Genomic DNA, 12843 nt, shown 5'->3' with positions numbered 1-12843 from the left:
ATATTGATGCTATTTATACAGCTTTACATGCGCTTCCATTTCTTCGCCGATTTGTTTACGCATGTTCATTAAGCGAATCGCGGATTGTTCCAATTCTTTGTCTTCATCTGACTCAGGAATCCATTTTGGAATGGGTGTTGGCTTTCCGTTTTCATCTACCGCAACCATGATCACGATGCAATGGGTAGTGAGACGATTTTTAAGCTCTTTGGGGTCGCTTGCCTGCACATCAATGGCAATGTGCATCGATGAGCTGCCGGTATAAATCACTTTGGCACTGACCTCGACCAAGTTACCAACGTGAATCGGCGCAACGAAACGAATACCGCCCGCATAAGCTGTGATGCAGTACTTACCGCTCCATCCTGCAGCACAGGCATACGCAGCGAGGTCAATCCACTTCATGGCTGCCCCTCCGTGAACTTTCCCACCAAAATTCACATCACTCGGCTCTGCCAGAAAGCGTAATGTTATGTCTCGCTGTTTTGCACTCATCGTTGTCATCCTTACTGCGTGAATTACCTTATTTATAACAAAGACATTAACAAGGTGTTGAGATTTCTGCTGATTAAATCGAGTTTGTTGTTTAAATGCCACTCCCAGTGTTTAAAACGGGGACAAACAACAAAGGCCAGCTTACGCTGACCTTTCGAATGATAAAGTTGGGCGCTATTGTCAAATCATGCGTGCAGCGTTGAAGCCAATGCTTGTTCGACTTCTCCTTCTGATGCATCAAGTGAAATGGTGAATGAGCGGAACATATCACCGCGACCGAATGAGCGGTCGATTTCCGCCAAGCAATGAATCACATTGCCATCGAGAATGAACGAGAGTTCAATTTCTTTACGGTTAAACATGCCGCTGCTTTTGAATTCCAGTTCTTGATAACAACCTGAGAGTGAAGTGAATCCGTCACCATTAAGTTGGCCTTTCTCCACGTCTGCCTTGACCATGGTGAACCCTTCACGTTCTAGCGTATTGAGGACACGTTGAACCACGGGCAATGGGCGGACTTCAATGAAGTCGCGATCACTTGGGTCAATGGCAAAATCTATGTCCAAGGTGGTTTCAAGCCAAACGTGACATTTGTTGGAACGTGCATTGACTGCTGTGATTGGCGTTTCATCATGCAGTTTTAATTCAAATGCCACGTCTTTTTCTTCATCCGGTTGGACCACGAACGGGTCGTTTACTTGCATTGATCCAAGCATAAATGATTCGTAACTCACCCCTGAATCAGATTCCACTTTCACTTCTGTGCATAGCTTCAACGAGATTGCTTCAATCTGCTGCTCAATGTTCCCACCTTTAATGCGAACGACACCTCTGAGCATTTCTCCCTGATAGAGGGATTCATTTTCTACTCGTGTGTCGACCGTGGTAGCGCCAATGCCTAGAGACGCTTTGAGTTGTTTGAACATGTTTATCCTTGCTCTCGTTCAGACTTAAGATCTCTGTTTACACGCCCTGAAGGGTTGGTGCAAGCCGCAACCTTGATACAAATCCATGATTGCTTGAATTCAAAAGAAAAAGCCGTGAAATAAGACAGCTGACAAGGTCTACTGCCAGAAGGATTAAGCAGCCAGAGCAGGAACACCGCTGTGGAAGCGGAATGTATTGTCAGGCGCTTGAATCAACGCGGCTTCCTTCTCGCCAATGATTTTAATGCGATCACTGATGTCGCCACCTGCAATGGCTTCCGCCAGTTTTAAGTAATCTTGATAGTGACGGGCTTCTGAGCGCAGTAAGGAAATATAGAACTTGCGCAGCTCTTCATCCAAATACGGGGCAACTTTGGCGAAACGTTCACACGAACGCGCTTCGATATACGCGCCGATGATCAGCTTATCGATCAGCGTAGCGGGTTCATGGGTACGCGCGCTTTTCATCAGCCCGCGAGCATAACCACCGGCTGGCAGTGATGAGTAAGCCATGTCGCGCTTTTCCATAATTTCGACAACTTGTTCAAAATGATGGAATTCTTCTTTGATGAGGCGAACCATTTTATCAATCAGATCTTGGCTATGTGCAAAGCCTGCTTTTGGCGTGAGAGGAGCACTCAGGCCATTTTTTTTGGATTGGGAAATACCGTCTTTTTTGCAGAGATAAACAAAATCCTCATAGGGTTTAGCCCATTCCAGCAGTAGCGCACCGCTTGATTCGTCGATGGCGTATTTGCGGATCAGCCACATGGCGGTCTGGCTGGCTTTTAATTCGCAGTTGGCATGATCGCGCAACAAAATAGTTTCATTCTCAGGCTTTATCGCTTCATCAATCCATGCTTGAGGGGTTTCGCAATGCAGAAATCCGCGAATAGGTTCGAGCAATTTTTCTAACTCTTGGCTTAGCGACATCTATATTCTTAGCTTTTATTAGGTGTTTAGACAGCGATTATACAAATCCCTGAGGCAGAGAGAAACACTCCTGACATGTTCTGTCAGTAGCTGGCAGTAAGCTTCTTCTAACCCAAACAGAAGGAGAAAGCACCATGGAAAACATTGTCGAAACCGTTCGCTTTAAATTGAATGAAGGCACGGATGTGCAAAGTTTCTTGTCTGACGCTGAAGGTACAACAGCTTTTGTTAAGGGAAGTGCTGGCTTTCAATATCGCTCACTAAGCTTGAACGAAGAAACGCTAGAGTGGCTTGATGTGATTTACTGGGACAGTATGGCAAATGCGAAAGCGGCTTCTAATCATTTTATGAGCAATGAGTCTGCACAGAAGATGGTCTCTCATATCGATGAGGCATCGCTTGTTATGGCTACCGATTTCGTCAAAATGAGTATCTGTAGTTCTTCTCTATAACGAAATAACAAACAGGAATGATGAATGAGTAAATCGGAGCGCTTATTTGAATTGCTGACACTGTTACGTTCTAAACGTTACGCGGTGACAGCAAATGCACTGGCTGACGAGCTAGGTGTCAGTGAGCGCACGATTTACCGTGATGTTCAATCTCTGCTTCTTTCGGGTGTGCCCATTGAAGGTGAAGCAGGGGTTGGCTATTTGCTTGGCAAAGGGTCTCATTTGCCGCCGTTGATGTTCACCGAAGAAGAAATGCTAGCACTGGAACTGGGTATGAAGATGGTTGAAGCTTGGTCGGATAAACGCCTTGCCTCTGCGTCGGAATCTGCCTCTCGTAAAATTCACTCTATCTTACCGGAACATTTGAAAGCGCAAATTGAAGCGTTTCCGCTTGCTGTGCCAGCGTTTCATGTTGAAAGTGACCATGCAGCGCGTGGTGACGTATTGCGCGCAGCAGCATCAGAAAAAACCAAAGTGCGCATTGAATATGAAACTGGCGAAAAGGTGACAAGCAAACGGGTTATTCATCCACTTGGACAAGTGTACTGGGGGAAAGTATGGACACTCGTGGCTTGGTGCGAACTGCGCGATGAATACCGAAATTTTCGTCTAGATCGAATTAAAAGCGTTGCCGTGTTGGATGAGAGCTTTGACACTTCGGCGACGAAAAACTTCCAACATTTCATGTCTCTTTGCTGCGAGACCTAGCGCTACTCAATCGAATGATCGACAGAATATATTGATGAAACGATGCCTTTCGATGAAAAAACAAACCGTATGCGTAATCTAATTCACCGACACCCTCGTATTCATCTCTGCTGATCAGTAAGGCTTGGGGCGTCCGCCCCATTTTAGATAGCGTATTGAAGAAGGAGAAATCTTATGATTTCTGCAAAGGTTTTGTCGTCAGTAAAATCTACCCTGTTGGCAACAGTGTGTGCATTAATGTTTGGTGTATTTAGCGTCCAGGCTGACCATCATGGAATGAAAAAGAACATTGTTGAGATTGCAGCAAGCAACCCTGACTTTAGTACCCTCGTTGCTGCGGTTGAGGCTGCTGGCTTAGTCGAAACGTTGCAAGGAAAAGGACCTTTTACGGTGTTTGCACCGACCAATGAAGCCTTCGCTAAACTTCCCGCTGGCACGGTTGAAAGTCTCCTAATGCAAGAAAATAAAGATAAATTGATTTCGATACTGACGTATCACGTGGTCCCTGGAAAAGTCATGGCTGCTGATGTGATCGGTATGACTGAAGCGCCAACGGTACAAGGAAGCATGATTAAAGTCGATGCATCTAATGGCGTCAAAGTAGATAACGCTAACGTGGTCGCAACGGACATCATAGCGTCAAATGGGGTAATTCATGTTATCGATAACGTGATTATTCCTCAGTGAGTTTCTAATTGAATCCGAGTTAAATATTGTTTCATAAATAAAAAAAAGCGAGCTAAATAGCTCGCTTTTTTTCATTGCTCAGACCTCAAACCGATACGTGATGCAGAGGGTTAGCCCAATAGGTCATCTGCAACTTTGTAGTTTGGATCTTCAATATGATTAATTTCAACCAAGCTACCTGCTTTGGTTAGCAATGCCTGACAGTCATGTGATAAATGACGAAGGTGCAGTGTTTTGCCCGCTTTGTTATAGCGGTCTGCCAACGTGTCGATTGCCTCAATGGCCGAGTGATCAACAACACGTGACTTACCAAAATCAACAATGACGTCATCTGGGTCGTTTTGCGTGTCGAATAACTCAAGGAAATTCGCAACTGAACCAAAGAACAAAGGACCATTTACTTCGTAAATTTTTGATCCTTGTTCGTTAATGTGGCTGGCAGCAAAGATGTGTTTAGCATGTTCCCACGCAAACATCAGAGCAGAAACAATGACACCTACGATAACGGCGATTGCCAAGTCGGTCATGACTGTCACGACAGTCACAAGTACGATCACGAAGAAATCTTTTTTAGGCACACGACGTGCAAGCTTGAACGTTGCCCATTCGAATGTGCCAATCACCACCATGAACATGACACCAACGAGTGCTGCTAGTGGGATCATTTCAATCAGTGACGAGGTAAACAGAATAAAACAGAGCAGGGCAATGGCTGCCATAATACCTGATAAGCGGCCACGACCACCTGAGTTAACGTTAATCATTGATTGCCCAATCATGGCACAGCCACCCATTGCGCCAAACACTGAACAGGTGACGTTAGCGACGCCTTGACCGACACATTCACGGTTTCCGCGACCACGAGTGCCCGTCATTTCATCAATCACAGTTAGCGTCAGCAGTGATTCGATTAGACCAACCGCAGCAAGAATGAGTGCGTAAGGCAGAATGATATAGAGCGTTTCAAGGCTAAACGGAACGGATGGAATGGAGAACGTTGGCAGTGTACCTGCCAATGTTGCATTCTCATCGCCACTCATTGAACGCAGGAAGTCGACAACGTTGCGGGTATCTAAATCAAGCAATACCACCGCGGCGGTAACAGAAACGATAGCCACCAGAGAAGAAGGCACAGAGGTTGTTAGCTTCGGCAGGAAGTGAATGATAGCCATCGTGATAGCGACCAGCCCAAGCATCAAGAACATTTGCTCACCTTGAAGCCAAACAAGGGCACCAGAAGCGTCAGGCGCTTTGAATTGTCCAAGTTGTGCAAGGAAAATGACAATGGCTAAGCCGTTTACGAAACCAATCATCACAGGATGCGGCACCATGCGGATAAACTTGCCCAGCTTGAATACACCTGCAGAAACTTGAATAAGACCGGCGAGCATGACAGCAGCAAAAAGATACTGAACACCATGTTGAGCAACCAGACTGACCATGACGACAGCCATTGCACCTGTTGCGCCAGAGATCATGCCAGGACGACCACCAAGGATGGAAGTCAGCAGACCCATAATAAAGGCAGCGTAGAGACCAACCATGGGATCTACACCAGCGACGAAGGCGAAAGCAACAGCTTCTGGCACCAAAGCCAATGCAACAGTCAGTCCAGACAGTACGTCGTTTTTAACCGAGTGTTGGGGGAATTTAGGAAATTCAAACATCGTGTTGGATTACTTCTTAAATATTGAGTTAAAGGCTATCGCCAAAAAAGTATGACTCTGCGAAATCACAGTGCCGCAGAGGTAAATCGCCTGCGAATACTACCGAAAAGTGTGATTTTGTTCAATGTTAGTAACGTTATTGTAAACAGTGGTGGTGAAAAATTAGCAGATTGAACAATAAGTTAGTCATGTCGGAGCGATAGGGTGAATGAAAGCTTCGTTAGGCATCAAAGGGGATGTTGTCATTGAAGCGATATCATACGTCCAGTCTTTACCTTAAGTCGGCTTGATAAAGATAGAAATAAAAAAAGAGCCATGACAAGCATGGCTCTTTTCGTCAAACCTTGTTTCTTTAGAAACTCGGTTTGGTGGCAGGTGCTGTTGCGCGACTTGTCGCGGTATCGCTGCCTGCTTGTTTGGTTTGTGCAACATCACTACGGAAGTCAGCAATAGCAACGTTAAGTGCTGCAGTGTTGCTTTCCGGTGCGGGTGCTTTCGCCATTGGCGCAGCAACTTGGCGATAGCGAATCACAGGGGTTTCTGTAGCCTTAGCTGGCTCAACCGCTGGGATTTCACTTGCCTCCATCACTTCTTTAACTTTAACTTTAGCTTCTGGCTTAGCTGCTTCTGTCTCTTGTGATTCGGCAGCGTCTACCACAGCGGTTTCTGGCTGTGCTTCTGCAGGCGCGTTGATAGTAACAGGAAGCTCTTCGCTCAGTGTTTCAGTGCCTTCTGATTTGGCTTTTTCTTCCAGCACGCTTGGTGCAGAAGGACGTGGGAATACTTTACCCATTGCCATTTCAGGGAAGGCCACACCGCCCAAAGAAGGTTTTTCAGTAACAACGGCTTGTTCAGCTGTTGGTGCTTCAGCAACAACTTCAGCAACGACAGGGGCTTTGATAGCAGCTTTTGACGGCCATACTTTACCCATCGCCATTTCTGGAGAAGCAACGCCTGATTTCAACACCACTTGGTTACGTTTTTCGACAACAGAAACCGAGGTCTCCATCATGTCCAATTGATCAAGAGCTTGTTCAGTCGAAGACGTTTCGTTTTCTTCACGATTATTGCGACGACGGCGCTGGCCGCTAGCACGCAAGTGACGTGGAGAACGACGGTTGCGACGCTTCTCATCACGTTGTTCTGTGTTTTCTGCCGCATCTACTGAATGAGTAAACTCAGTGGTTTGTACTTCGGCTTTCGCCTCAGTCGCAACCGCTTGACCCATTTCTAGTAGTGGGCTAGCTGCAATGGCTTCTGCTTCTTGTGCAGAATCAGCGCGGCGCACTTTCTTGTTGAGGGTGCGGCGTTGACGGCGTTGTTTCACTTTTTCCGTCTTTTCCACTTTCTCTTGTTTAGCAACTTCTGGTTTAACAATTTCTTGTTTAACAACAGGGGCATCTTCTTTTACTGGCTTAGCGACTTTCGCTGGCGGACGTTGTTCGGTTTTTTCAACCTTCTCAACTGGCTTGCGAGTTTGCTTCTTCGCCGGCTTCTCTTGACGCTCGACGTTACGCTCAGTGTTTTCTGGACGCTCTCTATTGTTACGGCGAGGTTTGCGGCCTTCGCTACGTTCATTGTTTCGACCATTCTCATCGCGCTGGACGCCACGTGAACCGCGACGAGTGCGATCTTGTGAACGATTTTGGTCACGACGATTACGACTTTCGCGTACAGGCTCTTGCGGTTTCTCTTCTTCTACTTCTTTACCTGCAAACAGGCCAGAGATGAAAGAAACAACGCGTGAAAGCAATCCAGGTGTTGTATCAACAGCCTTAGGTGCAGGCGCCGCTGATTGAGGAGCCGGTGTTGGCGATGCAGGCGCAGCGAAAGTTTGCAATGCAGGTTCTTCACGCTTCTTAACAATACGTTCTGCAGGTGCTTCTTCTTTGCTTTCAGCTTCACGAATGGCATCAAGATGCTGTGGCAGTTCGTATGACAATGTTGTGTTTTCATCACCGCCACGGACACGAACCACTTCAAAGTGCGGCGTTTCCATGTTGGCGTTTGGTACGATCACAACGCGAACATTGTGATACTTCTCTACGTGCTGAACAGAACGACGTTTTTCGTTCAGAAGGTAGGAAGCAACAGGAACAGGAACGATCGCCATGACTTGTGACGTGTTCTCTTTCAGTGCTTCTTCTTCAATCAGACGCAAGATAGACAATGACAGTGATTCATTATCACGTACTACACCTGTACCCGTACAACGAGGACAGATGTGGTGGCTAGCTTCTGCAAGAGACGGGCTCAAGCGCTGGCGTGACATTTCTAGCAGACCAAAGCGAGAGATACGACCGATTTGAACGCGAGCGCGGTCCATACGAACAGCTTCACGCAAACGATTCTCAACTTCACGCTGATTACGTACTGGCGTCATATCGATGAAGTCGATAACAACCAGACCACCTAGATCACGCAGACGTAATTGACGTGCAATTTCATCAGCAGCTTCTAGGTTAGTTTGCAGTGCGGTTTCTTCGATATCAGAACCCTTTGTTGCACGTGCAGAGTTGATGTCGATAGAGGTCAGTGCTTCGGTTGGGTCAATAACAATTGAACCGCCTGATGGCAAACGAACTTCACGTTGGAACGCAGATTCAATCTGGCTCTCAATTTGATAGTGGCTGAATAGCGGAACTTCGCCTTCGTAGTGTTTGACACGTTGAAGGAAATCAGGACGGGTAGCCTGAATGCGCTCACGTGCTTGATTATATACAGCTTCGCTGTCGATCAGCACTTCACCAATGTCACGACGAAGGTAATCACGGAATGCACGAGCGATAACATCACTCTCTTGATAGATCAAGAAAGGGGCCACTTTGGTATCTGCTGCGCCCTGGATACGTTCCCAGTTATTCAGTAGATATTTCAAGTCCCACTCGAGTTCTTCAGCTGATTTACCAACGCCCGCAGTACGAACGATCAAACCCATGCCCTGAGGCAGTGTAAGACCGGACATCGCTTCTTTTAGTTGGCTACGCTCTTCACCTTCGATACGACGAGAAATACCGCCAGCACGAGGGTTGTTAGGCATAAGAACCAGATAGCTACCCGCGAGAGAAATGAAAGTGGTTAAGGCTGCGCCTTTGTTACCACGTTCTTCTTTATCAACCTGAACAATGACTTCTTGGCCTTCTTTCAACACTTCTTTGATGTTGGGACGGCCTTGGTAGCTATAATTGGCAGGGAAATATTCGCGAGCAATTTCTTTAAGAGGAAGGAAGCCGTGACGTTCTGAGCCGTAGTCTACAAATGCTGCTTCAAGACTTGGTTCAATACGGGTAATACGACCTTTATAGATGTTTGCTTTTTTCGATTCATGACCAGAGCTTTCGATATCTAGATCGTATAAGCGCTGACCGTCAACCAATGCGACGCGCAACTCTTCTTTCTGAGTTGCGTTGATCAACATTCTTTTCATATCAATTTTTTCTCGATTATTTGTTGTTATTAGTCGTCGGATACGAGACAAAATACGCAATGCTGCCAGGTCCCAAGTCTGACATTAATGCAACCTCACGGCTGGAAAATCAGGGACGCTCTAGGGCACTACTCATCGACCCACTGATGCGGAAATCAGAAATCACTCCGCCTTATTCAGTCGGCTCTTCGCCACAAATGGCGATAGTCTCTTTGACACTGGTTATTTATCCCGTCGTGCCAACAAACTAACGGGTGCTTTATTCCTCATGTCTTACGCCAATTGCTGCATGATTAGGACGTCTTGAACTCTCAGCGAATCAGATACTACTCAGAGATAGTGCCGTGAATGGTCAAGTGTCTTGGAAAAAACGGTAAAGATTTACTCTATTTGTCGACTTTGTAGTCGTGACGTGCAAAAAAGCTGCAAACTTTCTCGCATTACGGCGCAACTATAGCAGGGACACTTTTTTGCAGCAAACTACTTTGATGCAATGTAGAATCGAAGTCCTATGAATACAGACAAACCCCAAGTGCAATTCATCGACATTTCTGATGACATTGCTGGCCAGCGGATCGATAACTTTCTCCGAAATAGGCTTAAAAACGTACCTAAAAGTATGATTTATCGCATTCTTCGTAAAGGAGAGGTGCGAGTTAACAAAAAACGCATAAAACCGGAGTATAAGCTCCAAGCGGGCGATGTTATCCGTCTTCCACCTATCAAGATCCCAGAGGTGGCGCAGGTTGCGGCTCCCAGCACCAAGCTTGATAGAGTGGCAGAGCTAGAAAAATGTGTGATTTATGAAGACGATCACATGCTTGTTCTCAATAAGCCTTCCGGAACTGCGGTTCATGGCGGCAGTGGGCTCCATTTTGGTGCCATTGAGGCTATGCGCGCACTTCGTCCAGACGCGCGTTTTCTTGAGCTGGTGCATCGTATTGACCGTGATACTTCTGGTATCTTGCTGATTGCAAAAAAACGTTCGGCACTTCGTCATCTTCAGGCGCAGTTTCGTGAAAAAACCGTACAGAAATATTATTTCGCTCTTGGCATGGGTCGCTGGAAGCCGTCGATGAAGAAGGTGACTGCGCCACTGCTTAAAAACGAAGTAAACAGTATTGTTCGTGTTAACCCCAATGGTAAGGCATCTGAAACACGTTTTAAAATACTGGAACAGTTTGATCAGGCGACCTTGCTTCAAGCGAGCCCAATCACAGGTCGTACCCATCAAATTCGAGTTCATGCGCAGTATGCTGGGCATCCGCTTGCTTGGGATGACCGTTATGGTGATCCGCGTTTTGATGCTTACACCAAGAAATTTGGCTTAAACCGTTTGTTCCTGCACGCAGCAAACATCAAGTTCACGCATCCGGGCACGGAAGAGGTGATGGATATCTCTGCGCCGTTGGATAAACAATTAGAGAGAGCCCTAGAAGGCTTAAGGAAATTGCCGCGTGTTAACTAACTACAAGTTAGTGATCTTCGATTGGGATGGCACAGTGATGGATTCTGTTGCCCGCATCGTGTCGAGTTTGAAGGAGGCTGCCCGTTTGACGGGTGGTTTGCCTGAATTGTCAGCTGATGAACTCAAGCAAATGATCGGGTTAAGTTTAGATAAAGGCTATTGCTATCTTTATCCGAATGCACCGCTAGATAAGCTTGATGAGTGGAAAAAACATTACGGCGAGCAGTTTCGTGATTTTAATACGACGCCGCATGCACTTTACGATGGTGTGGTGGATGTTTTAACTGCATTAAAAGAGAAGGGCTATGTGCTCGCGGTTGCTACAGGGAAGTCACGTATTGGCTTAGACCGTGTCATGCTGGAAACGGACACGGGACATTTCTTTGCGGCCACAAGAACGGCGGATCTTACGGCCTCAAAACCGGATCCTTTGATGATCCTTGAGTTGTTAGACGAGCTAAATGTTCAGCCCCATGAGGCCATCATGGTCGGCGACACGTCTCACGATATGCTGTTGGCACAAAAGGCAGGCGTCGATGCTATTGGCATAACATGGGGAGTACATGATGAAGCTGTACTTTCGGATTACTCACCTGTTGCGATTATTGCGTCACTTGATGCATTGAGATAAGCACTCAAGTTAAACAATAGAGAGGGCAATCGCCCTCTCTATTTGATTTTTCATGTGATTCTTCGTTCTACTGGCAAGAAATAAGCCTCATGCTACAGAATGCTCATACCTTCTTCTTTCAACATTTCACACAGCCTAATCAAGGGTAAACCCACCAAAGTGTTGGGATCCCTTCCTTCTAATCGAGTGAACAACGCAATGCCTAAACTCTCGCATTTAAAACTGCCTGCGCAGTCGAGAGGTTGCTCTTTCTGCACATAGTTTTCAATTTCACTGTCAGTTAACGTTCGAAAATGCACGTGAAAAGGCTCAACATCCGTCTGTGTGTGACCACTTTTGGCATTGAGTAGGGTGAGGCCTGTATAAAAGGTAACATGTTTGCCTGAGGCCGCTTTTAGTTGTTCAACAGCACGTGCATGCGTGTGAGGTTTCCCGAGGATCCTTCCGTCGATCACACAGACTTGATCGGATCCTATGATGAGTGCTTCAGGATAAACGTCACGACAGGCGAGGGCTTTTTCATAGGACAAGCGCTTGACCAATTCAGTGGGGGGTTCATCAGCGAAAGCAGCTTCATCGATGTCAGGTGAATGTGATTTGAATGGAATGCGGAGTTTTTCAAGCAGCATTTGGCGGTATTTAGAGCCAGATGCCAGCACGACTGTTTGATTATTCATCTAACGGTGCACCTTTGTCAGATTATTCGTATACGGCGGTCAGTGTAATGTTTTACACTTGCGTAGGCGAGTGGACATGCGTTGTTTGCGTCCATTCTGGTATTAATTTCGCTAAGTACCTGTTGCACAGAAATTAACCTTTCCTGAATTATTGTGGCTTTTTTTGTCATCTATATGGAAGTTAAGGTACAAATCTCTTTGACTCGGGATACTTTGGAGGCTAGAATTCGCGCCCTATGCAGAAGGTAAAGCTACCACTGACGGTTGATCCGTTTAAGAATGCGCAAAAGCGGCTGGACTATGATGGCATCATCACAGGAAAGCAACTCGAGCGTCTTGCTGAGGCAACTGAAGGTGTGATTAGTGATGCTAATGTAAAGCTTTCGTTTGACATTGATGCTCAAGGTCTGAAGATTGTAAGCGGTAACGCCAAGGTCGATGTAACTCTTGAATGTCAGCGTTGTTGGAAGCCTTTCTCGCATCACTGTGATATCGAATTTATTTACAGCCCGGTTTTCAATGAAGATCAGGTTGGCAATTTACCGGAAGCTTATGAGCCGGCATTAGTCGACGAAAATGGTGAGATTAACCTGCTTCACCTCATCGAAGATGAGTTGATGGTGGCATTGCCACAGGTTGCCATGCACGATGAGGTTGACTGCGAAGTCACCGCTGATGGTATGGTTTTCGGGGAAATCCCGCTTGCTGATGAGCGTCCGAATCCATTTGCCGTTTTGAAGAACTTAAAGCAAAGTAACGAGGAGTAGGGTCA

12 protein-coding genes are annotated in these 12843 nt (G+C 46.4%); 6 read left to right on the top strand and 6 right to left on the bottom strand.

Annotated features, from left to right (window positions below):
• Window positions 1–9: 9 nt before the first annotated feature.
• The 3 genes from A1OO_RS19125 to miaE form a co-directional block, all read right to left on the bottom strand.
• Window positions 10–495, bottom strand: coding sequence for an acyl-CoA thioesterase (locus tag A1OO_RS19125; RefSeq protein WP_016961371.1), 486 nt, complete (start codon window positions 493–495; stop codon window positions 10–12).
• Between the two features lie 185 nt (window positions 496–680).
• Complete coding sequence (locus A1OO_RS19120; protein ID WP_017004116.1) at window positions 681–1421, bottom strand: sporulation protein; 741 nt, start codon at window positions 1419–1421, stop codon at window positions 681–683.
• 153 nt (window positions 1422–1574) lie between these two features.
• Window positions 1575–2354 carry a tRNA isopentenyl-2-thiomethyl-A-37 hydroxylase MiaE gene (gene miaE, locus A1OO_RS19115; protein ID WP_017004115.1) on the bottom strand — a complete coding sequence of 260 codons (780 nt, stop codon included), beginning with the start codon at window positions 2352–2354 and terminating at the stop codon, window positions 1575–1577.
• A gap of 134 nt (window positions 2355–2488) precedes the next feature.
• On the opposite strand from miaE, the gene A1OO_RS19110 reads away from it, so the two are divergent.
• The 3 genes from A1OO_RS19110 (at window position 2489) to A1OO_RS19100 (ending at window position 4201) form a co-directional block, all read left to right on the top strand.
• A complete protein-coding gene (locus A1OO_RS19110) occupies window positions 2489–2806 on the top strand; it encodes a hypothetical protein (RefSeq protein ID WP_017004114.1) in 318 nt (105 codons plus the stop codon).
• Window positions 2807–2830: 24 nt separating this feature from the next.
• Window positions 2831–3514 carry a helix-turn-helix transcriptional regulator gene (locus A1OO_RS19105; protein WP_017004113.1) on the top strand — a complete coding sequence of 228 codons (684 nt, stop codon included), beginning with the start codon at window positions 2831–2833 and terminating at the stop codon, window positions 3512–3514.
• Between the two features lie 174 nt (window positions 3515–3688).
• Window positions 3689–4201, top strand: coding sequence for a fasciclin domain-containing protein (locus A1OO_RS19100; protein ID WP_017004112.1), 513 nt, complete (start codon window positions 3689–3691; stop codon window positions 4199–4201).
• A gap of 110 nt (window positions 4202–4311) precedes the next feature.
• Here A1OO_RS19100 and A1OO_RS19095 read toward each other — a convergent pair whose 3' ends face one another.
• Both A1OO_RS19095 and rne read right to left on the bottom strand, forming a co-directional pair.
• Entirely contained in the window at window positions 4312–5868 is a 1557-nt protein-coding gene (locus A1OO_RS19095; protein WP_017004111.1) for a SulP family inorganic anion transporter, read from the bottom strand.
• A 352-nt stretch (window positions 5869–6220) separates the two neighbouring features.
• Window positions 6221–9286 carry a ribonuclease E gene (rne, locus tag A1OO_RS19090; protein WP_017004110.1) on the bottom strand — a complete coding sequence of 1022 codons (3066 nt, stop codon included), beginning with the start codon at window positions 9284–9286 and terminating at the stop codon, window positions 6221–6223.
• Window positions 9287–9806: 520 nt separating this feature from the next.
• On the opposite strand from rne, the gene rluC reads away from it, so the two are divergent.
• A complete protein-coding gene (gene rluC / locus A1OO_RS19085; RefSeq protein WP_016961379.1) occupies window positions 9807–10763 on the top strand; it encodes a 23S rRNA pseudouridine(955/2504/2580) synthase RluC in 957 nt (318 codons plus the stop codon).
• Window positions 10753–11394, top strand: a complete 642-nt coding sequence (locus tag A1OO_RS19080; protein ID WP_017004109.1) for an HAD family hydrolase — start codon at window positions 10753–10755, stop codon at window positions 11392–11394. The genes rluC and A1OO_RS19080 overlap by 11 nt, the downstream gene beginning before the upstream one ends.
• A gap of 92 nt (window positions 11395–11486) precedes the next feature.
• Here A1OO_RS19080 and A1OO_RS19075 read toward each other — a convergent pair whose 3' ends face one another.
• On the bottom strand, window positions 11487–12071 hold the full coding sequence (locus A1OO_RS19075) for a Maf family protein (RefSeq protein ID WP_017004108.1): 585 nt from the start codon (window positions 12069–12071) through the stop codon (window positions 11487–11489).
• Between the two features lie 236 nt (window positions 12072–12307).
• On the opposite strand from A1OO_RS19075, the gene yceD reads away from it, so the two are divergent.
• Window positions 12308–12838, top strand: a complete 531-nt coding sequence (gene yceD, locus A1OO_RS19070; RefSeq protein ID WP_016961382.1) for a 23S rRNA accumulation protein YceD — start codon at window positions 12308–12310, stop codon at window positions 12836–12838.
• Window positions 12839–12843: the final 5 nt, after the last annotated feature.

Source organism: Enterovibrio norvegicus FF-33 (assembly GCF_000286835.2).
Classification (GTDB): Bacteria; Pseudomonadota; Gammaproteobacteria; order Enterobacterales; family Vibrionaceae; genus Enterovibrio; species Enterovibrio norvegicus_A.
The sequence above is the reverse complement of the archived record's forward strand: the minus strand, read 5'-3'. Positions and strand labels throughout refer to the sequence as shown.